This window comes from Streptomyces olivaceoviridis (assembly GCF_014650115.1).
GTDB lineage: Bacteria > Actinomycetota > Actinomycetes > Streptomycetales > Streptomycetaceae > Streptomyces > Streptomyces olivaceoviridis.
This window is the reverse complement of the sequence record NZ_BMUI01000010.1, coordinates 93,947-120,312: the sequence shown is the minus strand read 5'-3', so window position 1 is coordinate 120,312 and position 26,366 is coordinate 93,947. Positions and strand designations below refer to the sequence as shown.

Genomic DNA, 26,366 nt, shown 5'->3' with positions numbered 1-26,366 from the left:
TCGGAGGACACCGATCGGTGTACACCATGGCGCAGAAGCTGAACAAGCGCTTAGATAGGAGATCGGAAACCGTTCCTCCCGGACCCTGTCCCCGACCCCGCCGGAGGCCCCGTTGTTCACGTCCGTCGACGACGTCTCCGCCCGCCTCGCCGAGACCGGCTACCTCGCCTCCCCCGCCGTCGCCACGACCGTGTTCCTCGCCGCCCGGCTGGGCAAGCCGCTGCTGGTGGAGGGCCCCGCCGGGGTCGGCAAGACCGAGCTGGCCAAGGCCGTCGCCCAGGTGGCCGACGCCCGGCTGGTCCGGCTCCAGTGCTACGAGGGCGTGGACGAGTCCCGGGCGCTGTACGAGTGGAACCACGCCAAGCAACTGCTGCGCATCAGCGCGGGCCGCGGCGAGAGCTGGGACGAGACCCGTACCGACATCTTCACCGAGGAGTTCCTGCTCCCCCGCCCGCTGCTGACCGCCATCCGCGGCGACGAGCCGACCGTGCTGCTCATCGACGAGACCGACAAGGCCGACGTCGAGATGGAGGGGCTGCTGCTGGAGGTGCTCAGCGACTTCCAGGTCACGGTCCCGGAGCTGGGCACGGTCACGGCGACCCGCCGCCCGTTCGGCGTCCTCACCTCCAACGCCGGCCGCGAGCTGTCCGAGGCGCTGCGCCGCCGCTGCCTGTTCCTGCACATCGGCTTCCCCGAGGAGGAACTGGAGCGGCGGATCGTACGGCTGAAGGTGCCGGGCCTCGGCGCGGCGCTGACCGAGTCGGTGGTCCGGGTGGTCGGGGCGCTGCGCGCGATGGACCTGCGCAAGGTGCCGTCCGTCGCCGAGACCATCGACTGGGCCCGCACCCTGCTCGCCCTGGGCGCCGGCACGCTGGACGAGACCGTCGTACGGGACACCCTCGGGGTGATCCTCAAGCACCAGGACGACATCCAGAAGGCGGCGGCCAAGCTCGACCTGGACGCGCTGTGACCGACGTCGGCGACCGGATCACCGGCCTGGCCGCGGCGCTGCGCGCGCACGGGGTGCGGATCGGCACCGGAGAGACCGTGGACGCGGCCCGGGCAGTGGAGGCGCTGGGCCTCGCGGACCGGGAGCGCCTGCGTGAGGGGCTGGCGGCGACGCTGCTGCACGGACCGGGTCAACGGGTCCTGTTCGACCCGGTCTTCGACCTCTACTTCCCGCGCGGAGTCGGCGGTCCCGAGGACGCTCCCCGGGACCGGGAAGCCCTGCGCGACCGGCTGGCCGAGGCACTGGCCGCCGACGACCGGGCCATGATGGCCCGGTTGGCGGCGGAGGCGGTCGACGGACTGGGCGGGTACGGGAGTTCACCGGGCTCGGACGGCTGGTCGGCGTACCAGACCCTGGACCGGCTGCGGCCCCAGACCCTGCTGGCCCGGGTGCGGGCCGACGTCCGGGGCCGGGACGGCAACGGCGGCGCCGGGTTCGCGGACCGGTTGCTGGACGACGAGATCCGCCGCCGCATCGAGGAGTTCCGGCGGCTGGTGGGGGCGGAGGCCCGGCGCCGGGTGGCCGAGCGGCGGGGGCGGGACGAGATCGCGCGGCGGGGTGTGCGGCCGACCGCCGACCGGGTCGACTTCCTGATCGCGAACCGGGACCAGCTGACCGAACTCCGCCGCGCGGTCCAGCCGTTGGCGCGGAAGCTGGCCACCCGGCTCGCCGCGCGCCGCCGCCGGGCCGCGCGCGGCACGATCGACCTGCGCCGCACCCTGCGCTCCTCGCTGTCCACGGGGGGCGTGCCGATGCGGCCGGTGCTGCGGCGGCGCCGCCCGGTCCGGCCCGAACTGGTGCTGCTCTGCGATGTGTCGGGCTCGGTGTCCGGCTTCTCGGACTTCACCATGCTCCTCGTGCAAGCGCTGCACGACCAGTTCGGCAAGGTGCGCGTGTTCGCGTTCGTCAACCGGCTCGACGAGGTCACCGGCCTGCTCGACCACGGCCGCGCCGACCCCGACGGGCTCAGCGCCCGCATCCGCGCCGAGGCCACGCTCACCGGCTGGCACGGCAGCAGCGACTACGGCGTGGCGCTGGGCGAGTTCGCCGAGCGGTACGGCGGTGCGGTGGGGCCGCGTACGACGGTTTTCGTCCTCGGTGACGCCCGCACGAACATGAGCGACCCGAACCTCCCCGCCGTACGCGAGCTGGCCCGGCGGGCCCGGCGCGTCTACTGGCTCAACCCCGAGCCACGCGACCGCTGGGGCACCGGCGACTCGGCCGCGCCCGCGTACGCCAAGCTGGTCGAGATGCACGAGTGCCGCACGGCGGCCCAGCTCAGCGCGCTGATCGCGGGCCTGCTGCCGGTGTGAGGCGGGGCACGTGACCATGACCGGCTGATCCGCTGCGCGCAAGGATCACGGGCCTTGCCGCCGGTATGACGCGAGGTGCCCCGCCGTGATCGACTGGCCCCCACGCCGACACCGACTCAAGGACGTCCCCATGACCCACCCGCCCGTGCCGCTGGGCACCTTCCCCACCCCTCTGGAACCGGCGCCCCGGCTCGCCGCCGCGCTCGGGCTCGGCCCGGAGGACCTGTGGGTGAAGCGGGACGACCTGACCGGCCTGGGCGGCGGCGGCAACAAGATCCGCAAGCTGGAGTGGACGGTGGGCGCGGCCCTCGCCGAGGGCGCCGACACACTCGTGACCACCGGTGCCCCGCAGAGCAACCACGCCCGGCTGACCGCCGCCGCGGGCGCCCGGCTCGGGCTGGACGCCGTCCTCGTCCTGCGCGGCACCCCGGGCGCCTCCCGCTCCGGGAACATCGCCCTGGACGGCCTGTTCGGGGCGCGGCTCGCCTGGGCGGGCGAGGTGGACCGGGCCGGGCTGGACGCGGCGGCGGCCGAGGTCTGCGCGCGTCTGCGGTCCGAGGGCTCCCGCCCGGCACTGATTCCGTTCGGCGGCTCCGGCGCGCTGGGAGCCAGGGGGTACGTACGCTGCGGCACGGAGCTGCGCGAGCAACTGCCGGGCCTGCGTACGGCGGTCGTGGCCCTCGGCTCGGGCGGCACGATGGCCGGGCTGGTCGCGGCCCTGGGCAGCGGGTCGGTCCTCGGCGTCGACGTGGGCGCGCTGACCGACCCGGCCGCGGCGGTCGCGGAGTTCGCCGCACCGCTCACGGCGGAGGCGGTCACGCCGGACACCCTGCGGATCCGCCGGGACCAGGTGGGCGCCGGCTACGCGACCCTCACCGCCCCGGTACGCGAGGCCCTCCGCCTCGCCGCCCGCACCGAGGGCCTGGTCCTCGACCCCGTCTACACCGGCCGCGCCCTGGCCGGCCTGCACGCGGCGGTCCGTGACGGCACCGTCCGTCCGGGCGAGCGGACGGTCTTCCTCCACACCGGTGGCCTCCCGGGCCTGTTCGGCCACACGGACACGATCGCCTTCGCGGAGGAGGGGGCGCGGGTCTTCGACGTGTAGACCGACTCCGCCGGACCGCTTCCAGGGCGGCCCGGCGGGGCAAGGAGACGGGCGGACGGATTCGGCGCGGCTAACCCTTCGCGTACTCGTTCGCCATCGTCCCGGCGAAGTCGTACAGCACGACCTGCTCGTCGCCGACCACCCAGGCGTCGTGGCCGGGCGCGCAGACGAAGACGTCGCCGGGGCCGACCTCGCTCTCGCCACCGTCGTCCATGCGGATGTGCATCCGGCCCCGCACCACGTACCCGTTGTGGTGGACCATGCAGCTCTCGGTGCCCGCGATCGGCGCCACGCTCTCCGACCAGCGCCACCCGGGTTCGAACGTGCCCACCGCGAAGTCGAGCCCGGTCATGTGGAGGGCTTCGAGGTGGCCGCGGGGGAAGTCGCGCCGTTCGTCCGGCTTCTCGACCGTCTTCACTTCCAGCATGACGGTGTCCTCCCTTCCGGCCGCCGACCGCGGCCGGGGCCGGCCTCCGTCCCCCGACGGCCTCGGACGGCACCGGCGCTGCGGCGGCCGTACCCCACAGCACCATCGTCGGCCCCGCTACCCCGCATCGCCATCCGGGGAGCAGGGGACAACGATGTCAGCGGCACCGGCCGACGGCCCGTGGACACGTCACTGATTACCCTGGCACGGTGCCAGCCGGCGACGCACCGTCGATCGCGACGGACGACCTCGACGACCCGCCCCTGCGCCCCCTGCCCGAGCGGGCCGCCCTGCTGCTGGAGCAAGTCGACGCACCGCCACGGCTGGTGGCCCACCTGCGAGCGGTGCACGATGTCGCGGCACAGCTCCTGGCGTGGGTACGACCGCGCTGTCCGCGGCTGGAGCCGGACGCGGAGGCGGTGCTGTTCGGTGCCGCCACGCACGACATCGGCAAGGTCCCGCACCCGGCCGAGCTGTCCGGTCCGGGCGCGCGACACGAGGCGGCGGGGCGGGAGTTGCTGCTGGAGCACGGTGTGCCGGCCGGCCTCGCCCGGTTCGCCGGCACCCACGCGTCCTGGACGGCTCCCGGGACCGGCGTGGAGGACTTGCTGGTGAGCCTGGCCGACAAGGTCTGGAGGAACAAGCGCGTCCCGGAGCTGGAGGACCTGGTGGTGGCGCGGCTGGCCGAGGCCGGTGGAGGGCCCGCCTGGCAGTGGTTCATGGAGCTGGACGAAGCCCTCACCGCCGTCGGGGAGGACGCGGACCGTAGGCTGGCGTACCAGATGTCCCACCCTCTCGGCCGAAGGTGACCATGTTCGCGACCCCTCTCGGTGCCGACGGTGCCGAACTGTGTCCTCTCCAGCCCTGGCAGGCCGAGGAGTTCCTCGCCCATGTGGACCGGGGCCGGGAATTCATCGGCCGGTTCAACGGACTGCCGGACGTGGTCACGGATCTCGCCGCCGGCCGGGCGTTCCTGGAGGCGTACGCCGAGAAGGAGGCGGCCGACGCGGGGCTCATCCGGGCGATCCGCCTCGACGGCACCCTGGTGGGGGCGGTCATCCTGCGCCGGATGGACGTGCCGCAGGGTACGGCGGAGGCGGGCTGCTGGCTGGAACCGGCCGCGGTGGGCCGCGGTCTGGTGACCCGGGCGGCACGCTTGCTCATCGACTGGGCGATCCGGGAGCGGGGCATCCACCGCGTCGAGTGGTGGGTGTCGGCCGGCAACGCGCCCAGCATCGCGGTCGCCCGCCGGCTGGGCATGCGCAAGGAGGCCGTGCTGCGGGAGAGTTACCTCTACCGGGGCGAGCGGCACGACGAGGAGATCTGGTCGGTCCTGGCCCCGGAGTGGACGGCCGTCCCGGGAACCACCCCGTCCTGACGACCCCGTCCACCTGCCTACCAACTGCGCGCCGCCCGCAGCAGGAGGGCGCGGACGCGGGCCACGTCGGGGTTGTCGGAGGCACCGGGGCGCTGGACGAGGAAGCCGGTGTTGATCGGCGGGTCCTCCGGTTCCAGCAGCGCGACGAGCGCGCCGGAGGCCAGGAGGTCCTGGCACAGATAGCGGGGCAGCACGCTGAACCCGGCGCCGGCGGCCACGGCCGCGAGCACCCCGCGCAGATCGGGGACGGTCACGGCGGCGGTACGCGACAGACGCCAGCCGAAGACGTGCCGCCAGTACCGGCGGGCGATCGGCAGATCCTCGGCGTAGGTGATGAGCGGAACCTCGTGCAGCACGGCGGGGTCGAAGGAGTCCGGCGCGGCGAACGACCGCCCGCCGGCGTCCCGCACGGTGGGCCCTTGGCGCTCGGTGGCCTGCATGGCGGGTCCCAGACCCTCGGCGTCCCGCCCGGCGGATCCTTGACGCTCGGCGCGCTGCCCTGCTGGCTCTTGGTCCTCGGCGCGCTGCCCTGCGGGCTCTTGGTTCTTGGTGCCCTGCCCTGCTGGCTCTTGGTCCTCGGCGCCCTGCACGGCGGGCCCTTGATTTTCGCTGCCCCGCAGGGCGGATTCTTGACCCCCGCCGCCCTGCCCGGCCGACCCCAGACCCCCGCCGCCCAGCCCGGCCGACCCCAGACCCTCAGGGCCCAGCCCCGCCGGGCCCTGTCCGTGGACCTCGTCGTCGGTCTCCGGTACGACGACCCCGTCGGTGTCCGTATCCCGCACGGCAACCCCGCGTCCCTCGGTCTTCCGCCCGGCGGCCCCCTCGCCCTCGTTCTCCCGCGCGGGTCCGCGCCCCAGCAGCCGCTCGGCCCAGATCGGGGCCGCGACCAGTACGAACTCCTCGTCGGTGAGCGGGACGGCGTGCACCGTACGGCCGCGGGGGCGGGTGGTGGCGATCACCAGATCGTGGCGGCCGGCCCGCAGTTCGTCCAGCAGCGGATCGGTCAGCCCGGTCGCCACCCGCAGCCGTACGCCCTCCGCGATCAGCGGCGCGAGGGCCGGCAGGGCCCGGGTGCACAGGAGTTCCGCCGGGCCGGCCAGATGGACGGGCTCGGCCCGGGCCCCGGCCTGCGGCGTGGGACCGGCGACGGCGGCCAGCTCGTCCAGGGGCGCGGCGATCCGGGCAGCCAGCTCGTCGGCCACCGGGGTCGGCGTCACACCGCGCGGCAGCCGTTCGAACAGCTCCCGGCCGGTCTGCCGTTCCAGTGCGCGCATCTGCGTCGTCACCGTGGGCTGGGACAGTCCGAGCAGCCGGGCGGCGCCGGTGAAGGAACCGGAGCGGTACACCGCGAGGAAGGTGCGCAGCAGGTTCAGGTCGAGGGAAGCGGGGGAAGCGGTCTCCACGGGTCCGAGTATGGCCGCCGCGTATTCCCCGGCCGCCATAGGAAACCCAATGTCAGCCATTCGGTGCTTCATTGGATGCCTATGGGCCGACTCGCCTACGTTCGTTCTCGCAGGCCCGAACCGCCGCATCCGCGGCCCCGAGGCGCCTGTGGACGCAAGCCTTCTGGAGAGAGAACCCCATGTCGAAGATCCTGTTCGTGATGACCGGCGCCGATCACTGGACGCTCGCCGACGGCACAGCGCACCCGACCGGCTTCTGGGCCGAGGAGGCCGTGGTCCCCTACCGGGCCGTCAAGGCCGCCGGTCACGAGGTCGTCGTCGCCACGCCGGGCGGTGTGGTGCCGCCGGTCGACCGGGCGAGCCTGGCCGCCGAGGTCAACGGCGGCCAGGAGAAGGCCGACGAGATCGCCGGCGCGCTGGAGGAGATGACCGAGCTGCGGACGCCGGTGAAGCTCGCGGAGGTGGACCTCACCGAGTTCGCCGCCGTGTTCTACCCGGGCGGGCACGGCCCCATGGAGGACCTGGCCGTGGACGCCGAGTCGGGCCGGCTGCTGGTGGCGGCCCTTGACTCGGGCAAGCCGCTGGCCGTGGTCTGCCACGGTCCGGCCGCCCTGCTCGCCGCGGTCCGCTCCGACGGCGGCAACGCCTTCGCCGGCTACCGCGCGGCGGCCTTCACCAACGAGGAGGAGACCCAGGGCGGTCTCGCCGGGCAGGCCAAGTGGCTGCTCCAGGACCGGCTGACCGAGGCGGGCGTCGAGGTGCGGGCGGGTGAGCCGTGGGCGCCGCACGTCGTGGTGGACCGCAACCTGATCACCGGCCAGAACCCGGCCTCCTCGGCCCCGGTCGCCGAGGAACTGCTGAAGCACCTGGGCTGAGACCCCTCGGGCGGGGGTGGGCGGTCGCTCGCGAGTGGCGGGAAGCGATGGCGGGAAACGGATGGCGGAAAATTCGCCGGACGTCACCCGCAACCTCGCCCGGGGTCGGACGTCTGTCGGGGTGGAGGCCTCCACCCCGTCCAGTTGTCCGACCCTGAGCGACCGAAGGAACACATGTCCGTACACCGTGCCCCGCGCCCGAACCGCACCCACCGGCTGCGCGCCGCGCTGGGGGTCTCCGCCGTAGGCGCGGCCCTGGCCGTCGCCGGAACCCTGACCGCCCAGGCGGCCCAGGACGACGGCCCGGCCGCGACCGACAGCCGCGCCACCCACCCCACGGCCCACTCCCGAAGTGCCGCCGCCCCGGCCCCGGCGCGTGACCAGGCGACCCCGTCCCCGGTCCCGTCGCCGGTGCGCACGGGAACCCCGTCCCCCGTCCCCTCCCCCGTACGCACGACGAGCCCCGCCCCGGTACCGGCCACGCCTTCCCCGGTGCCCGCCACCCCCGGACCGGCCGCCCCGAGCCCGGTGCCGTCCACCGCCGCTCCCGCGCCCCGGCACCCGGCACCCGCTCCGGAACACGCGCGTCCGGCGCCCGTACCGCACCACCGTCACGCCACGCCGGCACCGGTTCCGCAGCAGCACTGAGGCAGGGCCGGTGCGGGGGAGCCGTCGCGCGGCGGCTCCCCCGCACCCGGCTCCGGGAGATCCATGACGACAGCGACACCACCGGCGGCGGCCGTGCCCTGGGAGCGGCCCGCGTCCTGGCGACGCCTGACAGCAGCGCTGCGGGCCCGCCTCCTCGCCCGCACCCGCGGGGGTACGACACAGGCCGCGCCCGGCACCGAGCCCCGTACCGGCGCCCGGACCACCGTGGAAGCCGGACAGCCACCGGGCATCGAGGAGTTGTACCACCACCGTCGGCTGTCCCTGGTGCGCCTGGCGGTGCTGCTGGTGGACGACCTGCCCACGGCCGAGGACGTCGTCCAGGACGCGTTCACCGCGCTGTTCCGGCGGCACGGGCACCGGCTCGCGCGACTGGACGACCCGGAGGCGTACCTGCGGACCAGCGTCGTCAACGCGGCCCGCTCGGTGCTGCGCCGGCGCAGGACCGCACGGGCGCACACCCCCGTCCCGGAGGGACACGCACCCGCCCCCGAGGAGGACGTGTTGCTGCACGAGGACCACCGGGAGGTGCTGGCGGCGCTGGGCACGCTGACCCGGCGGCAGCGGGAGGTGCTGGTGCTGCGCTACTGGTCGCATCTGACCGAGGCCGAGATCGCGACGACGCTCGGTCTGTCGCGCGGTGCCGTCAAGTCCACGGCCAGCAGGGCGCTGGACGCCCTGGGCCGGCGTCTGGAGGGGCTGCGATGAACGAGTCCGGTACGGGGAGCACGGCGACGCCGGTGGAGGAGCGGCTGCGGGCCGCACTGGCCGCGCGGGCGCACTCCGTCGGCCCGGCCGACCTGCGGCCCCTGCGCCCGCCGACCGGGCCGGTGCGGTCCCGGCGGGTCCTGGTGCGCCGGGCGGTGGCGGGCGTGCTGGTCCTGGCCGCCGTGGCCGCGCTGGTGTTCCTCTCGGTGCGCAGGGAATCGGCCCGTCCGGTCGAGCCGGCCCGGTCCCCGCATCCACCGATCGGCACCCCGACCCCCGTCCCCAGCCCGGTGAGCCCGTCCACGCCCCAGCCGTCCCCGAGCGCGCGACGACCATGAACCCACCCGCGCCGCTCCTCCACGACGGAACGCGGGGCGCTGGGCCGGGCGGCATGAGCGGTGGGTGACGGAGCCGCCGCCCCAGAGAAGCCCGCGCCCCGGCCGGCCCGGCGGCAGGAGGTCGCCGGGTCGCCGTCCATCCGGTCATGCGATGACCCGTCCCGCGCACGACCACGTTCCTCCGGCATCGAGGTTGACACCCGGGAAACGACCTTCCTACCCTCTTCCAGGAATTCGAACGATATTCGATATATCGAACAACCGTCTCTACTGCTGCACGGCGAGGCTTGCTCGCGCCGGCTCCGCTGGTTCCACTCATGCACCCGCACCGCACGTATCTCCGGAACGCCACCGTCGGAGCAGCGTGGCGTCCGTTGTCGCAGAGGAGGCTGTCATGTCGGAACTCCCCCGCCGCGATGTCCTGCGGTTGACCGCACTCACCACCGCGATACCGGCGTTCCAGGCCCTGTTCCCGACGGCGGCCGGCGCGGCGACACCCACGGCGGCCGAACGAGCGGCTGGAACTTCCGCAGCCGGCGCCGTACAGGGTCGCCGTCTCCCCACGCCCACGCCCACACCCTCGTCCTGGATCGTCAAACCCTTCGACAACACACGTGTGACGCTCGCACCGAGCCTCTTCACCGAGAACCGCGACCGGGTCCTGCGCTTCCTGCGCGCCTACCCGGCCGATCGCATGCTCGCCGTCTTCCGCACCAACGCGGGACTGGACACCCACGGCGCCCAGCCGCCCGGCGGCTGGGAGACCGCGGACGGCAATCTCAGGGGCCACTACGCCGGGCACTACCTCAGCGCTCTCTGCCTCGCGTACGCCGGAACCGGCGAGCAGGTCTACAAGGACAAGGCCGACTACATGGTCGGCGCGCTCGGCGAGTGTCAGGACGCACTGGCCGCGCTGGTCGGCACGGACGACCCCGCGGCGCCGAGCCGCGCCGGCTACCTGGCCGCGTATCCCGAAACGCAGTTCGCGCTGCTGGAGCAGTACGCCACCTATCCCAGGATCTGGGCGCCCTGGTACACCTGCCACATGATCATGCGCGGCCTGCTCGACGCCTACCGACACACGGGCAGCGAGCGGGCGTTCCGGATCGTCCAGGGCATGGGCGACTGGGCATACAGCAGGCTCGGTCACCTGCCCAGGACCCAGCTCGACCGGATGTGGAAGATCTACATCGCGGGCGAGTACAACGCGATGCCCGTGGTGATGGCCGACCTGTACGCCCTCACCGGCGACGAGAAGTACCTGACGACCGCCAAGTGCTTCGACAACACCTACCTGTTCGAGGCCGCCGTGGACGACCGGGACACCCTCGACGGGGAACACGCCAACCAGCACATCCCCCAGTACCAGGGGTACTTGGAGATCTACGAACAGACCGGGGAACAGCAGTACTTCGCCGCCGCCAGCAATTTCTGGGACATGGTGGTACCGCACCGCACATACGTCGACGGCGGCATGGCGGGTTCGGGGGAGATGTTCGGTGCCCGGGACGTCATCGCCGCGACCATCCAGCGGGACAACGCCGAGACCTGCTGCGTGTACAACATGCTCAAACTGAGCCGAAGCCTGTTCCTCCACACGGCCGACCCGAAGTACATGCAGTACTACGAGCGGAGCTTGTACGGCCAGATCCTCAGCTCACGACGGAACACGTCGAGCGACACCGACCCGTTGCTGACCTACTTCGTACCGGTGAATCCGGGCGCCCGACGGTCCTACGGAAACCTCGGCACCTGCTGCGGCGGCACGGGACTCGAAACCCACGCGAAGTTCCAGGACTCCGTCTACTTCGGCTCCACGGACGGGTCCACCCTCTATGTGAACCTCTACCTCGCGTCGACCCTCGACTGGCCGGAGCGCGGACTGACCGTCACCCAGTCCACCGACTACCCGACCGACCCGGCCGGCACCAGCACCTTGACCATCACCGGGAACGCACGGCTCGACCTGAGGCTCCGTGTCCCCTACTGGGCCGAGCGCGGCTTCACCGTACGGCTCAACGGAGTCCCGCAGCCCGTCGCCGCCGCGCCCGGCACCTACGTCTCACTGAACCGATGCTGGCGGACCGGGGACCGGGTGGAGATCGCCGCGCCGTTCACCCTGCGCATCGAACGCGCTCTGGACGACCCGGCGACCCAGGCCGTCGCCTACGGCCCCGTACCGCTCGTGATCCGGAGCTCGGCCACGGAGTACCAGAACCTCACTCTGTACCGGGACTACCCCCTCAGTCGTGACCTGAGCCGGGTGATCCGCCCCACGGGGGAGCCGATGACGTTCACCGCCAACGGCCTGACCCTGGCCCCCTTCCACATCAACACCACCGCGAGCTACCACATGTACTTCAAGCGCGCCGAACCCGAGATCGTCTTCGGCGCCACGGACACCGGTGTCGAGAACCGCACCAACAGCGCGGGACTGACATTCCTCGACGAGGTATGGGATCGGGGCCCGTTCCGCGACCGGGGCGGACTGGTGCGGGCGGTGACCGACGTCGCCGACGAACGCACCGCCGCGGGTGACCTGACGCGGACCCAGCGCCGGGTACTGATCGAAGCCGCTGCCCGAGCGCAGTTCCCCTCCTGACCCTGTGCGCCGGACGCGCCCTCGGCCGAAGGTCCCGACGACTCGGCCCACGCGTCCGGCGCGGTCGTCCGGGTCGTCGGACGTCCTGCCGCCCAACTGCTCCCGGTACGAAGCCGGCAGAGCGGCACCGCCCCGGATGTTGGTCGCGGGGTCGTCGCCCGCTCGGCCATGGGCGACGCACTCCGGATGCGAGGCGGTGCGGCGCATGGCACATTGGGTGGGAGGGCCGTGCGCCAGGCCCTGTGGCCGCCGGTGCCCGAGGACTTCGGATGACACCGCTCAGCAGGTCATCACTCGTACCGTCGCCGCTGTCGCGGTCACGCCCCGGCTCAAGAACTGTGGGTATGGGTATGCACCGAACGCACTCGCTTCGTTACTCGGCTGCCGCGGCCGGCATCTCGTTCGCCGTCTCCGCGCTCCTCCCGACGCACGCCTACGGCATGGGTCTGCCGACGGCGGCCTCCCCGGCCGCTTCCAAACCCACCATCGTGCTGGTCCACGGCGCCTGGGCCGACGCCTCCAGCTGGAACGGCGAGGTCAAGATCCTCCGCGGTGAGGGCTACCAGGTACGTGCCATCGCCAATCCCCTCCAGAACCTCACCACCGACTCACAGACGATCGCCGACTTCCTCAAGACGGTGCGCGGTCCGGTGGTGCTCGTCGGACACTCCTACGGGGGCAGTGTCATCACCAACGCCGCCGCGGAGACCAAGAACGTCAAGGCCCTGGTCTACGTGGACGCCGCCGCGCCCGCCGTCGGTGAGACCAACGGATCCCTGAGCGGCTCCAACTCGGCACTGAACGCGCCGCCCAGCACGCTGTTCGACACCGCCGCGTACCCTCAGGCGACGTCCGGGGCGAAGAACCTGTATCTCAAGAAGAACATCTTCGTCAGGGACTTCGCCAGTGACCTGCCCACCAACCAGGCCGAGAACCTGTGGGCGACGCAGCGGGCCGCCTCGACGGCCGCGTTCGACACGCCGTCGAAGCACGCGGCCTGGAAGACGATCCCGTCCTGGTACTTCATCAGTTCGGGCGACCGGATCATCACCCCGCGGTCGGAAGAGCGCATGGCTCGTCGCGCCCACGCGAAGACGACCGTCTTCCGGGGCGGGTCACACCTGACCCTGATCTCGCACCCTGACGCGGTGGCCAAGGTCATCAGCACAGCGGCCCGCTCCGTCGGCTGACCCGTCACTCCCACCAGTACGCCCGGCCTCTGGGGGTGAGGACGACCAGGCGTGCCCGGCGCGGGGTGATGACGTCGCGGAAGGCGGGGTCGGTGAGGAGGATGACCGGGGCGATGCTGTGGGGGGTCGGAGTACCAGCGGTGGCTGTGGGAGCAGCCTCTTGCGACGCCGGACAGACGTCCACCGCTCACCGCCATCGACTCCGGGTACCCCCGAGCAGTCCGGATTGCGAGCGATGCTCTCACATCTATGTGAGCTGGGATCGTGGCTAACAGCGGCTAACAGAATGGGTCAAGGTTCGTCCAGCGACGCTGTCCGCGTCCGGTGAATCGGCCCATCGGGGCCCACAACGTAGGACAGGCCGCCGCCGTTCGATCCGATGACCAGACCGTGGACCTTCTGATCCTTGCCTACGTCGGCAACGCCGTACTCCTGGAGTCGCAGAAGAACGTCGCTTGGCGCGTCGAGGAAGTAGCCGTTGCCGACGTCCGCCCAGGTGACGTCGCCGATGCTGTCGTAGAAGGTGGCCAGGTCAGCCGGGATGAGGCTCACTTGGGCAAGCGCGCGAGCCGCGGCTTGATCGGCGCGGCCGGCCGGCCGGACCTCGTTGGTGCCAGGGGGAAAGCCGTGCCGGCGCTCGAACTCGCCTGTGCCCGAGCCGAAGCTCAGCTCATTGGGCAGGTATTCCCACTGGTTCCCGGTGTGCAGCACGTACAGGAATCCCGCAACTACCGCCCCGGACACGGCCCTCATGCCGAGCCGACTCACAGTGTTAGCCATTGCCAGCAGAAATGATCAAAAGAATTTCACGTAAGCCACCTGCGAGCGTACCGGCCGACGCATGGTCACAGGCCGCTGTCAGCGAGTTGGCCCGCACGCCCCTGCCATACGGCGACAGGCGGCCTACAACATCGCGACAGGGCACAAATCGAAAGGATTACGGGAAGAGCAGCGCCAACCGTATGAACCTGTAGGCCACGGGACGGGAAGTGCGCGCATTCCGGCGTAACCTTCAGGCGCTGAGTTCCGGGCCGCGCTCACGCTCATGCCGAAGCGGCTCAGTCGGCGGTAAGCGCACACCAGAAATGGAATTCCTGGTGCTGTACATGGCGACGAGCCCAGAAATCAGTGAAGCCGGACATCAGCCGGGACTTCACGCTGCGGGCGGACAAGCCGCGACAGAAACGCCATACCAGGGAGCAGAGAGCACGTGGCAGTACACAAGAGGCGGAACTTCTTGGGAATCGCCGGAGGTGCCATGGCCGGCACGGCGGTCTACGGAGGGGCGAACCTGCTGGCCGGCGGAGCAACCGAAGCCCAGGCTTCGGAGGACATGTCCGCGCGGCTGACCGGCGGCGAGGGGCACGACCTCAAGGGCGCCTCGACGCCACAGGTCACCGAGCTCAGGCCGTTCAGGGACAAGCTGCCGATCCCGCCCACCCTGAAGCCCTCGAACCGGGGCACCACCGAGGTGCGCCTCGTCGAGAAGAACGTGCGTCTGCACTCGCAGCTCCCCGCGACCCGCATGTGGACGTACGGGGGCTACTTCCCCGGCCCGACCATCGAGGCCCGGCGCGGTCAGAAGGTCCGGCTGGCCTGGCGTAACGAGCTCACCGGCACCATCCCCGTCAAGGGCGTCTTCGTGGAGCCCCAGGGCACGCCGCCGGGCTACCCGGCGCTGAACACCCCCGGTTCGGATGGCGCGAAGGAACGGCCCGAGGTGGCCGCGCTGACCGCCTGGACCTCCGTCCACCTGCACGGCGGCCGGCAGCACGCGATCTCCGACGGCGTGCCGGACTCGGGCGTGACCCGCGGCAGCGCACAGCTCGCCGAGTACACCAACGACATGGCCGCGGCGCACCTCTTCTACCACGACCACGCCATGCCGGTGACCGCCCTCAACGTGATGGCCGGCCTGTTCGGCAACTACATCGTCCGGGACGACGAGGAGGACCGCCTCCATCTGCCGAGAGGCCGGTACGAGATCCCGCTGGCCATCACCGACGTCAACTTCGACACCGACGCCCAGGGGCGGATCGACGGACAGCTCCTCGCGAAACGAGTCCAGACCGAACCCACCGTCCCCGGCGTGATGACGTCCGCGCTGCATTTCCAGGGCCCGTACACCATGGTCAACGGCCGGGTGTGGCCCTACCTCGACGTAGAGGCCACGGCCTACCGCTTCCGCGTGGTGAACGCCTCCAACGCCCGCCCGTACACCCTGGCCCTGGTGGACGAGAAGACCGGCAAGAGCCTCAAGGGCGCGATTCTTGTCATCGGCACCGACTTGGGCCTGCTCGACAAGCCCGAGGTCATCGACGACACCCTCACCCTCACGTCCGGCGAGCGCGTCGACATCGTGATCGACTTCGCGGCCTTCCGCGGCCGGCGGCTCAAGCTCGTCAACGTCGCCCCCGGCGCTCCGGATGCTCCGCCGGCTCCCGCGGACACCCCCGCGCCCGCGGCCGGTGTGCCGTACCCGCAGGTCATGCAGTTCCGCGTGGGCCTCGGCCGGCACCGCGCCTACGCCGCGCCCAAGAGGCTGGACCCCCGGTTCAGGCATCTGAGCGCGTCCGGCATTCCGAAGAACGCGGTCGAACGCTTCGTCCTGCTCTCGCTCGACCCGATGGGGACGCCGACGGTCATGGAACTTGAGGAGGCGCCCGCCGGTACCAAGACCGGCAAGGGCGTCGTGCAGATCGCCCTGCCCGGCGGAACCCGCACCTTCCGCGTCCTGGGCAAGCACTTCGAGGATCCCGCCAACTTCTACGCCGCTTCCGGGAGTTGGGAGAAGTGGACGTTCATCAGCGTGGGTCCGGCCAAGCAGCATATCCAGCATCCGATGCACATCCACCTGATGAACTTCCAGGTCCTCGCACGCCACACGGTCGACGGCACGGCGTTCGACACCGCGCTGGGCGGCACCACCAGGCCGATCGCCGTCAAGGACTCGGTACCGATCGCCATCAGCGAGTCGGGCTGGAAGGACACGGTCAACCTGATGGCCAACTCGATGGTGACCATCGCGGGCCAGTTCGGCACTGAGACCGGCCGGTTCATGTACCACTGCCACATCCTCGACCACGAGGACGAGGGCATGATGCGTCCCCTCGTCGTCATGCCACCGCAGGTGCTCACCTTGCAGAACATGATGCGGAAGATGATGAACGCCCCGGGCACGCCGGACGGCGGCGACCGCGGCATGCCGCCCATGGACCACGGGACGATGGGCTGACAAACAGACGTACGGCGGCCCCCCACACCGCGGCGGGGTCGCCGGGGGTCTCCGACGACCTGCCGGCCCCCGCTGCGCGTGTGTCCCCCGGTCACGGGAGGGGAAGTATCGCCCCAGCGCCAGCGCCGGGCTCACCGTATGTGTGTGCCTGACCGTTCTCGCGACAGGAAAGGTGCCCTCCGGCAAGCCCACCGCAGAGGCCGCCGAGCCCGCCGTCTCGCTCTCGCCGTCTCCGTCGGACGGCTCCCGCGGGCCCGGCCATGCCGGTCCGTCGCCCGCGACGCCGCGAGCCACCTGTCCGCTCGGGCCTGCTCAGGCCTGCTCAGGCCTGCTCATGGGAACCACGCCCCGGTGTGTCGCGCCCCGGAGAGGTTCCGAACATCTTCCGGTACTCCCGATTGAATCGGGACGTGCTTTCGTAGCCGACGCGGTGCGCGATCTCCGCGACGCTCTCCGAACGGGTCCACAGCAGTGTCCGGGCCGTTTGCAGGCGCAGGGTCTTCTGGAACTGGAGCGGCGGGAGGAAGGGCTCATGCCGGCGAGCCGGGCGAGATCGGCGACTCTCAGCGGCTCGTGGTAGTGATCGCGGATCCAGCCGATGGCCCGGGCGATGTGCGGGAGGCCGCTGCCGGCCTGGGCGACCTCGACACGGCAGCCATCCGCTCCGACAGCGTCCACGACGACCGGTGCACCCGCGCCCACCTGCGCCGCTTGGATCGCGGCGGGGGTCTGGAGGTGCCGCATCGCTCCGCCAGTGAAGCTTTCCTGATCCGGAATTCGGTCCGGCAGGAATGTCATCACCCGTCGGCGCGTCACCGAGCCCCACGCCAGTTCCAGCCCACCATCGAAATGCGCGAGCCACCGCGTGAAGTCGATGGGTGACGCGACTTTCGGAACCGGTGGGGAGCACCAATGCAGGTCGGACGCAGGGCGAGGTCGGGGTTCGCACCGGTCACGACCTCTCCGACCTCCCCACAAGCATGGCACGGAAGTTCATGTTCCTGGCACCCGCCTTCCAGAAGGCTCTGCAAGTCACGCGGCGAGCCGGCACGCCGATGGAGCGAGCGCAGCACGCGCGCGGACGCGGACTGTTGGCACAGACGTCACTTGCGGTTAGGCCGTGGCCGATCGGCACCCCATTAGATTGCAAAGGAAGAACTTTGCGATGCCCATGGGAGAGTTTTGTGAACAGAAACGTGCGTGGTATGCGATGGGGGGCGCCTGTCGCAGCGGCGTCCGCGGCCGTGGTGGCGACCATGGTGCTCAACCCCACGCCGGGCGCGTCCGCCAGTGCTCCGCAGAGCACGGCGAAGGCGAAGGCCCCCACTGCGAAGAACGTCATCTTCATCAACGGCGACGGCATGGGTGCCGCCGCACGTGAGGCGGCACGACTGCATCTCGCCGGGCTCCAGGGCCAGCTGACGATGGACCGTCTTCCCGTGTCCGGTCAGCTGACGACCACACCGGACGACCCCAAGGCCGTGGTCACGGACTCCGCGGCGGCTGCCACCGCGTGGGCCACGGGCGAGAAGACGTACAACGGCGCGATCAGCGTCGGCACCGACGGCAACCCGCTCCCCACGCTCGGGGCGCAGGCCAAGGCGGCGGGCAAGTCCACCGGCCTGGTGACCACCGCGCAGGTCACCGACGCCTCGCCCGCGGCCTTCTTCGCCAACACCGCCGACCGCGGCAAGCAGGACGAGATCGCCCGCCAGTACCTCGACGTCAGCAAGCCGGACGTCATCCTGGGCGGTGGCGAGGACTGGTGGCTGCCGGCCGGCACCGCGGGTGCCTTCCCCGACAAGCCCGCCGAGGACACCAGCGAGGGCAGCCGCGGCACGAAGGGCGACCTGATCGCCAAGGCGCAGCGCTCCGGCTACAGGTACGTCACCAGCGCGAAGGACCTGAAGAAGGCCCCCGAGGGCAAGTTGCTCGGTCTCTTCAGCAACGAGGAGATGTTCCAGCAGCGCCCCGAGGGCCAGGGCGACGTGTACGACCCGGCCGTCGACCTCGCCACGATGACCAGCAAGGCACTGAAGACGCTGGACAAGAACAAGAAGGGCTTCTTCCTCATGGTCGAGGAGGAAGGCGTGGACGAGTTCGCGCACAACGACAACGGCACGCGGGTCCTGCAGTCGATGCAGCAGCTGGAGAAGGCCGTCGCCGTCGCCCGCGCCTATCAGGCGACCCACCCGGACACCCTCCTCGTCGTCACCGGCGACCACGAGACCGGCGGCCTGGCGGTCGAGGAGAACGACACCGCGGACGAGTCCGGCAGTGGTGTCTCGGCCGAGGACGGCCCGTTCACGATCCACGGCAGTGACCGGACGTTCACGATCGACTGGACGACGTCCGGCCACACCAGTGTCGACGTGCCCGTCACGGCCGCCGGCCCGCTCGCGAGCCGGTTCACCGGCAAGCACGCCAATACGTATGTCCACGACGTCCTGTCCCAGGTCCTGGCCCCCCGCCACTGACCGGCTGACCGGCTGACCCTGAGTAATACGAGGCTAGTAGTGTCCCTCCGGCATGTTCTCGCCGCACTGGCCGCCGTGCCCGTGCTCGCCCTCCCGGCGACCGCCGCCCAGGCGGCCCCCGCCGACCCCCAGCCCACGGTGCTCCCCCAGAAGACGCACTTCGACCTCCAGGCCCACCGCGGTGGCATCGGCATGACCACCGAAGAGTCCCTGGAAGGCTTCGGCAAGGCCATGCGCCTCGGTGTGACCACCCTGGAGCTGGACACCCACGTCACCAAGGACCAGAAGGTCGTCGTCAACCACGACCGTCAGATCAGCGCGCAGAAGTGCAAGGACACCGCGCCGGTCACCCCGGGTGACCCGATGTACCCGTACGTCGGCAAGTACATCAAGGATCTGACGCTGGCGCAGATCAAGACCATGGACTGCGGCTACCAGCAGCTGCCCGGCTTCCCCGAGCAGGAGCAGATCAAGGGCCACCGCATGGTGGAGCTCAAGGACGTCCTGAACCTGGTCAAGAGCTACAACGCCCGGCAGGTCAAGCTCAACATCGAGACCAAGGTCGAGGCCGGCGCCCCCGAACAGACCGCGCCGCGCGAGCTGTTCGTGCGTCGCGTGTACGAGGAGATCCACGCCTCCGGCATCGAGGACCAGGTCACCATCCAGTCCTTCGACTGGGGCGCCCTGAAGGAGATGCACAAGCTCGCGCCCAAGTACCCGCTGGTGGCGCTGACCAACTACGACTTCCTCCAGGTCGGCAAGCCCGGCGCCTCCCCGTGGCTCGGCGGCATCGACGCCGACGACTACGACGGCGACTTCGTCAAGGCCGCAGCCGCCATCCCCGGCGTGACCGCGCTCTCCCCGGTCTACGGCTTCCCGCAGGACGGCGTCGTCTCGAACCCGGACTTCAGGTTCTACGTCGACGAGAAGATGGTCTCCGAGGCCCACCAGCGCGGCCTGAAGGTCGTCCCGTGGACCTGTGACGACCCCGCCACCATCGAGGCTCTCATGGACATGGGCATCGACGGCATCATCACCAACTACCCGAACCGCGTCCGGGACATCATGGCCGAGCGCGGCATGCGCCTGCCGAAGGCCTACGAGTCAAAGGGCTGACGCCCACGGCCCACTCCGCATACCAGCCCCCCGGAGCACCTTCCCCGCTCCGGGGGGTGTGCGTGTTCCGGCCCGGGCCGGCGGCGGAAGCAGGTACGGGGTGCGGAAGTCCACCGCGTCGGTCAGCATCAGGGCAGGAACCCGCCGGTTGCAGAAGCACGGTGGAACAGTCGTGGGCGGCAAGCCGGGGAGGCCGTGAGGTTCGCCCCCTGAAGCCGGCGGTGCAGCCGGGGTTCGCAGGCCAGGGCCCGGTGGCCGTGCCGGTCGGTCGGTCGGTCGGTCGGTCGAGTCCCACGTCCAGCGCGCGTCGAACGGTTGCCGCCGGCGGCGACCTGACGGCACGGACGTCGGAAACAGGGGTCGGTGAGATCGCCGTTCTGGAGCGCAGCTTCAACCGGATGGCCGACTCGCTCCAGGAGAGCCATGCCGAACTGTCCACCTCGCGGTCCAGGATTCTCGCAGCCGCCGACCAGGCCCGGCGGCGCATCGAACGCGACCTGCATGACGGGACCCAGCAGCGGCTGGTGTCCCTGGTGCTGGAACTGCGGGCCGCCCAGAACGCCGTACCCGTGGATCAACCGGAGCTGAGGGCCAGGGTGGCCCGGCTCACCGAAACGCTGCCGGCGGCGCTCGACGAGCTGCGCGAGCTCTCCCGCGGCATCCATCCAGCGATCCTCTCGGAGGGCGGGCTGCCCCCCGCGCTCCGGGCCCTGGCTCGTCGCACACTGCTTCCGGTCGAACTCGACGTCGATGTCCCCCGGAGACTGCCCGAGCCGGTCGAGGTGGCGGCCTACTACGTCGTCTCGGAGGCGCTGGCCAACACCACCAAGCACGCGTTCGCGTCCTCCGTCCGCATCTCCGCGCATGCCCGCGACGACGCCCTGCGCCTGTCCGTTCACGACGACGGCGTCGGAGGGGCCGTTGCGGGGCGGGGCTCGGGTCTGGTGGGGCTCACCGACCGCGTGGAAGCCCTGGGCGGGACCCTCACCCTCGACAGCCCCAGCGGTCACGGAACGACGCTGGAAGCGCGCCTCCCGCTCGGGTGACGTGCGGCAGCGGGGTGACGTACGACGCCGGCCGTGCCGTCATCCCCGCAGGTCGGGGGCCGCAAGCGGCTCCGTCAACGTTCCTCCGCCAGCGCGCGGCAGCGATGGTCGCAACGATGCACCGCGAGCGGGTACGCGGGGAGGTGCCGGGCCGGGACGGCGCCGTCCGCCGACGCCGCTCCGTCAGGAATCAGATTGTTGAAGCGCAGGACTTTGACGACCATGGGGTGACCGGCCAGCAGGGTCAGCGAGCCCCCTGCCTCGTGGACTCGGCGCGCGGCGGCTGCCAGCGGGCGCACTCCCGCGCAGTCCAGGAAGGTCACCTGTCTCAGGTCTATGACGACCTCAGGATGCGTGCCGCTGATCGCGGCGGTGAGGATGGCGTCCGTGTGGGCGGCGGTGGCGATGTCCAGCTCACCGGCGACATTCATCACCGTGGGCCGAGTTCCGACGAAGACGGTGCAGACGGCTTTCACGAGCGTGTCCCGTTCTCAGAGGGGTTCAACCAGTCGTCGGCTCATCGAGGCGAGCCCGAGTCCGGCCGGATCGGCCGACGCGTCCACGCTAGGAACACGACGACCGCGACGTCATTGCAGCCAGCCCCCACCGCCCACCTCCCGCCAGCCACCAGGCCGTTGCGGGAGACCGTGGAACCGCTCTCGTCTCAGAGCACCCTTCCGGCCGCCCTGCCCCCACGTGCCGGTTCCCGCTGCCCGGCGCGCGGACTTCCGTCACCCCGCCATCCGGTCCGGGGTGCGCAGCTCTCCTCCGGGAGCAGGTGCGCGACCCGCTCGCCGATCCAGTGGCCGAGTGCCTGGTACGCGTCGAAGCGCCGGCTGTCGAACCACTGGTCGCTGGTTCCGTCGTGGGGGAACGCCCGGTTGGCCTGGGCGTATGCGAGGAGTGCGTACGGCATGTCGGGGGTCAGCGTGGCCCGGGCGACGATCAGCCGTCCCCGCGTCCCCAGCCGTCGACCGTGGTCGTCCACCAGTGGCCGCGGGTAGACGATCTCGCCCACGACCACCGCGTCGGCCGAGAGCCGGAGGTCGAGGGCGGCCAGTGGGTTCGGCAGGGGTGGCTGGGCCGGCTGGGCCGGTTGGGTGGGCTGGGTGGGCTGGGAGGGCTGGGCCGGCTGCGCTGTGAGGGGAGGCGCGCTGCCGGGGACGAGCTTCCGCCAGTCCTCGCGCGCGATCCTGATCTCGACCCCGAGCTCCTCCCGGGCCAGGGCGATGGCCTCGGCCAGAGCGGGGGCGAAGGCCCCGGAGCCCCCGCTGGCGTCCACGCACACGGCGGTGGCGACGCCGTGCCGGAGCAGTTCGACCAGGCCGAGGTTCTCGTAGTGTCCGCCGTCCGTGACCAGCAGCATCCGGTCGTCCAACGGGTAGCGGCCGGACACCTCCCGCAACAGGTACGGCAGGCGGCGGATGCCGGGCATCGGGGGCAGCGCCCAGTCGGCGCGCTCGTCCCAAAGTGCTTCGAGAACACCGGGGTTGGGCAGCCAGGTGCCGAGCCGTGCGTTGGAGAGCGCGAACAGCGTCTGGAACGCGCGCGCCTGGCGTCCCATGGCCGAGGCGAAGGCCGCACCGGAGACGGCGACGGCCGACTCGACGGTCAGGTCCTTGCGGATGACCGGTCCGGTGCGGTCCCACAGGACGTCCGTCCGGGCGTACCCGACGTCCGGGCCGCCGACGTAGTCGCATGAGAGGGTGAACGACACAGCGTGCCGCCCCGGCGGTGTGCGGTCGTCGCCGGACAGGTTGGCCGCCGCCGCGAAGACGACCTGGGGGAAGCCGGGGTGCCGCCTGCCGTAGCAGGGAAGTGGCGTCGGCTCGTCGAAGTCGTAGGGGACGGCCAGCTGTTCACCGCCCGTCTCGGTCTCGCGGCGGACGGCGAAAGCGGAGGCCAGCCGGGCGCGGTAGAAGGGGTGGAGACTCGTCCACGTCTGGTCGAGGCTCAGCGCGACCGTGCAGAGGACGACGGGAAGGCCGATCTGGACCGCCACGGGCCAGGTCCGCCCGACGTGGATCGCCCCGCCCAGAACGAGCAGGTAGGCCGCTGCCACCGCGACGAGAACCACCCACACCAGCAGGTACTTGCCGACGACAGGCACGGCGCGCACCAGTCGCGCGCGCTTGGCGGACTCGACGGCGTGCTCGGTGGACTCGATGCGCCGCCATGTGGTGCCGGCCAGCACGGTCAGGTAGGTGAGCAGCCCCACGACTCCGCCGCTCACCGCGGTCGCCGGGGCGTGGAGCGTCCACAGCCGCACCGTCACCCACTCCAGGGCGGGCAGGACGACCACCACGACGGCCAGCAGCAGGCCCGCCACCACGAAGGTGAGGAAGGCCCTCTTCAACACGCTCGACAGGCGCTGCCGGGCGAGGAACAGGGACACCAGCCACAGGAACCACAACACCGCCGCGCAGCACAGGAGGGCCAGGACGGCCCACAGCGCGGGTCCCCGGAAGCCCGGGAGCCGGGTGGGGTCCGCCAGGGGAACGAGGTGGTAGCCCCAGCTCAGGGCGAGCCCCAGGACCAGCACGGTCGCGGTGAGCAGCCCCAGGGAGGCCAGCAGGCCCCGCAGAACGGCCCCGATGGCGGCCAGCCACTGGCCGGTGCCTTCCGCGACGTACTTGGAGTGCCGGCGGGTGTGGTCCTCTTCCGGCGTGCCGGGCATGAACACGTCGCGGGTACGAACCCGGTTCCGGTCCGGCCCGGCCAGCGCCAGTTGCAGGGCACCCGCGGTGTAGCCGCCCCCGGAGACCGACACCAGGTAGCGCGCCCGGCGCAGCTGGGGGCGCAGGGCCTGGAGCGCGCCCAGGGTGACGCACGCCGAGCGGATGCCGCCGCCCGAGACGCAGAAGCCGAGCGCGCCCTGTTCCCGGCCGGGTGGCACCCGGCTGCCGTTCTCCCAGCGCGTCTCCCTGGAACGCGGCGGGTCACCGCGTGCCGTGCCAGGCCAGCGCGTCCGGCCCCACGCCATCACGGGCCAGGGCGCGACGACCTCGGGCCCCTCGGGGCCGGAGCCGGTCGTGCCGCCCCCGTGCCCGTTCCCGCACCCGCATGTCCGGTGGCGTGCGCGCTCCCTTTCGTACCTGCGCCGGGCGCAGCCGTGGAACGCGGCTCGTTTGAGGACGATCCCGACCAGGACCGCGGCGACCGGCACGGTGAGAACGACCAGCAGCCACTTGACCGTCGCGAAGCCCGCCGCCCACGCGAACGCCCAGTCCGCGCCGCTCAGCCCATGGAGGAGCAGCAGCTTCTCGGTCACGGCGCACACACACGCCGCGACGACCGCGCCGATCCCGTACACGGTCAGGCAGCGGTGTCTCATGCGCAAGGCTATGGTGTGGTGGCTCAGCCAGAACGCGAGGACCGCGCTGACGGTGTACGTCCCTATGAGGACGAAGTCGGCCGTCAGTGCCGTACGGAAGTCGGCCGTCCGGTCGCCGACGAGGGTGTGCGCCGCACGCGCGCCGCCGGCCAGTTGCAGTCCCATGTCGTCGACGGCTGGGGCGCGCTGGCGGATCCAGAGCCCCGCGCCGAAGACGGCGAGGGCCACGACGGCCAGGACACCGCCGAGCACACGTGACAGACCGCGCTTTCCGTCGCCCGCCTCATGTCTCACCGCGGGCCCCCGGCCGCGGTCCACGGGGCGAAGGCGTTGTCCACCGACCGCAGGGACGCCCGCAGCCCCGGGAAGTGCCGTAGCAGCACGCTGGTCATGGTGTTGTTCTCGATCCAGTCCAGGCCGGTCGGGGTGTACACCTGCGGTGTGTAGTCCCTGGTGAGGAACCGGTCGCTGTTGAGACGGCGGGAGGCCATCAGGACGAAGACGCGGAAGGCCGTGTCGCTGAACGCGAAGCCCTTGGGGCGGGGTTCGGCGAACAGGCCCACCGAGAGGTCGACGCGCTCGATGTCCCCGTCGTAGACCCGGCGCAGTTCCTCGGCCCAGACGGGGTTGTCCGTGAGGGTGTGGAAGTCCTTGGCGGGGCGCAGGTGGAACTGGCGCCGGAACTCGTTGTAGCGGGGCACCCCCACCTCGCGCGACCGCAGGATGTCGACGGCCCCGAGGTCCATGAGCTTGCCGTCGGGCCGTTGGAACTCCTGGAGGAACCGCGGGTAGTTGTGCAGGGTGACCAGGCCCGGGTGGGAGGTGCCGAAGGAATAGAGCAGGTCGGTCAGGGTGTGCTTGCCGAGGATGTCGTACGCGTGCCACCCCGTCAGTTCCCGGAAGCCGGCCTCCTGGAGGAGCGAGTCGTCGGCGGCCGACCGGAAGCTCCAGTCGTCCGGGATGAGGGGGTGCATACGGTAGACGGCGACGAACTCCTCCGTGAGCGAGTACGGGACGCCGAAGTGGTCCGTGCGCCCGCCCACGATGCCGCTGAGCACCTCGCCGCTGCCGAGACGGCCGAGCAGCCGGTGCAGGCGCTCGCCCAGCAGGCCGTACCAGTTGGTGTGCAACGCGGTGACGGTCGTCGGGTGGCTGAGGACCGCGGGCGTCCATTCCACGGTGTGGATCTTGGCGAGGAGCGCGGCGTTGATCAGCCGTGCCCGCTGGAAGAGCTCCTCGTCGGACCACGTCGGGTAGGCGTCGTGCAACGCGTCGCAGATCGCGTTGTGTTCGAGCAGGAAGACCAGGTGCATCATGGCCAGTCCCACCCAGAAGCCGGGTACTGCCGCCGGGTCCTTGTCCGGGTCGTCCGGGAACAGCGGGCCGTCGGGGACCCGGAGCCTGCCGCCTTGGCCGGTGCGCAGCGACCGCTGCTCGTCCAGGTTGTTCCCGTACAGTTGCGAGGCGTCCCACCAGGGCGAGTTCTCGTTGAGGAAGGTCGGCGGCAGACCGTCGTGCCCGTCGGGGCGGGTGGGGTCCGGGATGGTCCGCGGGATGAGCATCGGTGGTGCGGGCCACGGGTCGTCGTCGGACAGGTCGAGGTGCCAGGGGCGGTCCATGGTGCCCTGCCCGTGACTGACCCAGTCCCTGACCATGAACTGGAGCCAGGCGGCGACCAGGGCGTTGACGGACTCCGCCGGGACGAACGCGTGCCGGGTCAGCAGGGCCCGGCTCACCTCGCGCGGGCTCGGGGAGAGCAGGCCCGGCTCGGGTTCGGGACATGCCCGGTCCGGCGGCACGTTGCGCCCGAAGCGCGAACGGGCCATGCCCATGCGGGGGTCGGCCAGGTCGTTGTAGGTCCCGTCGGCCGTGCGGCACGTGAGGTTCTGCACGTTCGGGGGGCCGACCTCCGGCAGGTCGCGCGACGGGTAGGAACCGGTGTCGAAGAGGTTCTTGCGGCGCAGGTTGTCCCGCAGGCCGACGAGGGTCAGCAGAGCGAGGGGCTTGGGCAGGCGCCGCCAGCCGACCCTCTGGTCGACGGCGACCGCCAGCCGGTCGTGCAGCTGTACGAACCACGGGGCCCGGCCTTGTGGTGCTGTGCTCATGAGGGGATTCCTTCCGGCGTCCCGTCCCGGGAGGCCCGG

The 26,366-nt window shown here is 71.5% G+C and carries 21 protein-coding genes and 3 pseudogenes; 16 read left to right on the top strand and 8 right to left on the bottom strand.

The annotated features are described in order from the left end of the window. The first annotated feature begins 112 nt into the window (after positions 1–112). From IE273_RS20620 to IE273_RS20610, 3 genes are all read left to right on the top strand, one after another. The gene (locus IE273_RS20620) at positions 113–970 is read left to right on the top strand and encodes an AAA family ATPase (protein ID WP_189816650.1); all 858 of its coding nucleotides are present in this window, start codon (positions 113–115) and stop codon (positions 968–970) included. Further along, a complete protein-coding gene (locus IE273_RS20615) occupies positions 967–2,322 on the top strand; it encodes a vWA domain-containing protein (RefSeq protein ID WP_189816649.1) in 1,356 nt (451 codons plus the stop codon). The genes IE273_RS20620 and IE273_RS20615 overlap by 4 nt, the downstream gene beginning before the upstream one ends. Positions 2,323–2,452: 130 nt before the next feature. After that, positions 2,453–3,427: a D-cysteine desulfhydrase family protein gene (locus IE273_RS20610; RefSeq protein WP_189816648.1), complete on the top strand. Its 975-nt coding sequence runs from the start codon at positions 2,453–2,455 to the stop codon at positions 3,425–3,427. A gap of 70 nt (positions 3,428–3,497) precedes the next feature. Here the strand turns inward: IE273_RS20610 and IE273_RS20605 are convergent, their stop codons facing one another. Further along, positions 3,498–3,854 (bottom strand): cupin domain-containing protein, encoded by a 357-nt coding sequence (locus tag IE273_RS20605; protein ID WP_189816647.1) that lies wholly within the window; start codon positions 3,852–3,854, stop codon positions 3,498–3,500. A gap of 209 nt (positions 3,855–4,063) precedes the next feature. On the opposite strand from IE273_RS20605, the gene IE273_RS20600 reads away from it, so the two are divergent. Together IE273_RS20600 and IE273_RS20595 are read left to right on the top strand one after the other, a co-directional pair. Further along, entirely contained in the window at positions 4,064–4,663 is a 600-nt protein-coding gene (locus tag IE273_RS20600) for an HD domain-containing protein (protein WP_189816646.1), read from the top strand. A gap of 2 nt (positions 4,664–4,665) precedes the next feature. After that, entirely contained in the window at positions 4,666–5,232 is a 567-nt protein-coding gene (locus tag IE273_RS20595; protein WP_189816645.1) for a GNAT family N-acetyltransferase, read from the top strand. 17 nt (positions 5,233–5,249) lie between these two features. Here IE273_RS20595 and IE273_RS20590 read toward each other — a convergent pair. Both IE273_RS20590 and IE273_RS20585 read right to left on the bottom strand, forming a co-directional pair. After that, positions 5,250–5,618 (bottom strand): annotated as a pseudogene (locus IE273_RS20590) (LysR substrate-binding domain-containing protein); the annotation flags it as partial. A gap of 453 nt (positions 5,619–6,071) precedes the next feature. After that, positions 6,072–6,674: pseudogene (locus tag IE273_RS20585) on the bottom strand (LysR family transcriptional regulator); the annotation flags it as partial. A gap of 140 nt (positions 6,675–6,814) precedes the next feature. Between IE273_RS20585 and IE273_RS20580 the strand changes: the two are divergent. From IE273_RS20580 to IE273_RS20555, 6 genes are all read left to right on the top strand, one after another. Next, on the top strand, positions 6,815–7,510 hold the full coding sequence (locus tag IE273_RS20580) for a type 1 glutamine amidotransferase domain-containing protein (protein WP_189816644.1): 696 nt from the start codon (positions 6,815–6,817) through the stop codon (positions 7,508–7,510). Positions 7,511–7,684: 174 nt separating this feature from the next. Next, the gene (locus tag IE273_RS20575; protein ID WP_189816643.1) at positions 7,685–8,158 is read left to right on the top strand and encodes a hypothetical protein; all 474 of its coding nucleotides are present in this window, start codon (positions 7,685–7,687) and stop codon (positions 8,156–8,158) included. Positions 8,159–8,221: 63 nt separating this feature from the next. Further along, the gene (locus IE273_RS20570) at positions 8,222–8,884 is read left to right on the top strand and encodes an RNA polymerase sigma factor (RefSeq protein ID WP_189816642.1); all 663 of its coding nucleotides are present in this window, start codon (positions 8,222–8,224) and stop codon (positions 8,882–8,884) included. Next, positions 8,881–9,222, top strand: coding sequence for a hypothetical protein (locus tag IE273_RS20565; RefSeq protein ID WP_189816641.1), 342 nt, complete (start codon positions 8,881–8,883; stop codon positions 9,220–9,222). The genes IE273_RS20570 and IE273_RS20565 overlap by 4 nt, the downstream gene beginning before the upstream one ends. Before the next feature lie 394 nt (positions 9,223–9,616). After that, a complete protein-coding gene (locus IE273_RS20560; RefSeq protein WP_189816640.1) occupies positions 9,617–11,824 on the top strand; it encodes a beta-L-arabinofuranosidase domain-containing protein in 2,208 nt (735 codons plus the stop codon). Between the two features lie 344 nt (positions 11,825–12,168). After that, complete coding sequence (locus IE273_RS20555; protein ID WP_229887306.1) at positions 12,169–13,014, top strand: alpha/beta hydrolase; 846 nt, start codon at positions 12,169–12,171, stop codon at positions 13,012–13,014. A 291-nt stretch (positions 13,015–13,305) separates the two neighbouring features. On the opposite strand, the gene IE273_RS20550 is transcribed toward IE273_RS20555, so the two are convergent. Then, on the bottom strand, positions 13,306–13,725 hold the full coding sequence (locus tag IE273_RS20550; RefSeq protein WP_229887305.1) for an SMI1/KNR4 family protein: 420 nt from the start codon (positions 13,723–13,725) through the stop codon (positions 13,306–13,308). Between the two features lie 547 nt (positions 13,726–14,272). On the opposite strand from IE273_RS20550, the gene IE273_RS20545 reads away from it, so the two are divergent. After that, positions 14,273–16,249 carry a multicopper oxidase family protein gene (locus IE273_RS20545; protein WP_229887304.1) on the top strand — a complete coding sequence of 659 codons (1,977 nt, stop codon included), beginning with the start codon at positions 14,273–14,275 and terminating at the stop codon, positions 16,247–16,249. Positions 16,250–16,571: 322 nt separating this feature from the next. Here IE273_RS20545 and IE273_RS45190 read toward each other — a convergent pair whose 3' ends face one another. Further along, positions 16,572–17,075, bottom strand: a complete 504-nt coding sequence (locus tag IE273_RS45190) for a helix-turn-helix transcriptional regulator (protein ID WP_189816639.1) — start codon at positions 17,073–17,075, stop codon at positions 16,572–16,574. 430 nt (positions 17,076–17,505) lie between these two features. Here IE273_RS45190 and IE273_RS20535 point away from each other — a divergent pair, with 430 nt between their 5' ends. The 4 genes and pseudogenes from IE273_RS20535 to IE273_RS20525 all read left to right on the top strand — a co-directional run bounded on the left by IE273_RS20535 (position 17,506) and on the right by IE273_RS20525 (position 20,888). Next, the gene (locus IE273_RS20535) at positions 17,506–18,726 is read left to right on the top strand and encodes an alkaline phosphatase (RefSeq protein ID WP_229887303.1); all 1,221 of its coding nucleotides are present in this window, start codon (positions 17,506–17,508) and stop codon (positions 18,724–18,726) included. Between the two features lie 39 nt (positions 18,727–18,765). Then, complete coding sequence (locus IE273_RS20530; protein ID WP_189816637.1) at positions 18,766–19,842, top strand: glycerophosphodiester phosphodiesterase family protein; 1,077 nt, start codon at positions 18,766–18,768, stop codon at positions 19,840–19,842. A gap of 56 nt (positions 19,843–19,898) precedes the next feature. Next, positions 19,899–20,216 (top strand): annotated as a pseudogene (locus IE273_RS45185) (hypothetical protein); the annotation flags it as partial. A 24-nt stretch (positions 20,217–20,240) separates the two neighbouring features. Beyond that, positions 20,241–20,888, top strand: coding sequence for a sensor histidine kinase (locus IE273_RS20525; RefSeq protein ID WP_229887302.1), 648 nt, complete (start codon positions 20,241–20,243; stop codon positions 20,886–20,888). A gap of 74 nt (positions 20,889–20,962) precedes the next feature. On the opposite strand, the gene IE273_RS20520 is transcribed toward IE273_RS20525, so the two are convergent. The 3 genes from IE273_RS20520 to IE273_RS20510 all read right to left on the bottom strand — a co-directional run bounded on the left by IE273_RS20520 (position 20,963) and on the right by IE273_RS20510 (position 26,327). Next, entirely contained in the window at positions 20,963–21,364 is a 402-nt protein-coding gene (locus IE273_RS20520) for an STAS domain-containing protein (protein ID WP_189816635.1), read from the bottom strand. Between the two features lie 188 nt (positions 21,365–21,552). Next, positions 21,553–24,516: a patatin-like phospholipase domain-containing protein gene (locus IE273_RS20515; protein WP_189816634.1), complete on the bottom strand. Its 2,964-nt coding sequence runs from the start codon at positions 24,514–24,516 to the stop codon at positions 21,553–21,555. Further along, positions 24,513–26,327, bottom strand: a complete 1,815-nt coding sequence (locus IE273_RS20510) for a peroxidase family protein (RefSeq protein WP_189816633.1) — start codon at positions 26,325–26,327, stop codon at positions 24,513–24,515. Before IE273_RS20510 ends, IE273_RS20515 begins: the two co-directional genes overlap by 4 nt. Positions 26,328–26,366 lie beyond the last annotated feature (39 nt).

Excerpts from the sequence above, each read along its gene's own strand:
- IE273_RS20610 (WP_189816648.1), top strand. The coding sequence starts at position 2,453 with ATGACCCACCCGCCCGTGCCGCTGGGCACCTTCCCCACCCCTCTGGAA.
- IE273_RS20605 (WP_189816647.1), bottom strand. The coding sequence starts at position 3,854 with ATGCTGGAAGTGAAGACGGTCGAGAAGCCGGACGAACGGCGCGACTTC.
- IE273_RS20595 (WP_189816645.1), top strand. The coding sequence starts at position 4,666 with ATGTTCGCGACCCCTCTCGGTGCCGACGGTGCCGAACTGTGTCCTCTC.
- IE273_RS20580 (WP_189816644.1), top strand. The coding sequence starts at position 6,815 with ATGTCGAAGATCCTGTTCGTGATGACCGGCGCCGATCACTGGACGCTC.
- IE273_RS20575 (WP_189816643.1), top strand. The coding sequence starts at position 7,685 with ATGTCCGTACACCGTGCCCCGCGCCCGAACCGCACCCACCGGCTGCGC.
- IE273_RS20570 (WP_189816642.1), top strand. The coding sequence starts at position 8,222 with ATGACGACAGCGACACCACCGGCGGCGGCCGTGCCCTGGGAGCGGCCC.
- IE273_RS20565 (WP_189816641.1), top strand. The coding sequence starts at position 8,881 with ATGAACGAGTCCGGTACGGGGAGCACGGCGACGCCGGTGGAGGAGCGG.
- IE273_RS20560 (WP_189816640.1), top strand. The coding sequence starts at position 9,617 with ATGTCGGAACTCCCCCGCCGCGATGTCCTGCGGTTGACCGCACTCACC.
- IE273_RS20555 (WP_229887306.1), top strand. The coding sequence starts at position 12,169 with ATGGGTATGCACCGAACGCACTCGCTTCGTTACTCGGCTGCCGCGGCC.
- IE273_RS20545 (WP_229887304.1), top strand. The coding sequence starts at position 14,273 with ATGGCCGGCACGGCGGTCTACGGAGGGGCGAACCTGCTGGCCGGCGGA.
- IE273_RS20535 (WP_229887303.1), top strand. The coding sequence starts at position 17,506 with ATGGTGCTCAACCCCACGCCGGGCGCGTCCGCCAGTGCTCCGCAGAGC.
- IE273_RS20525 (WP_229887302.1), top strand. The coding sequence starts at position 20,241 with ATGGCCGACTCGCTCCAGGAGAGCCATGCCGAACTGTCCACCTCGCGG.
- IE273_RS20510 (WP_189816633.1), bottom strand. The coding sequence starts at position 26,327 with ATGAGCACAGCACCACAAGGCCGGGCCCCGTGGTTCGTACAGCTGCAC.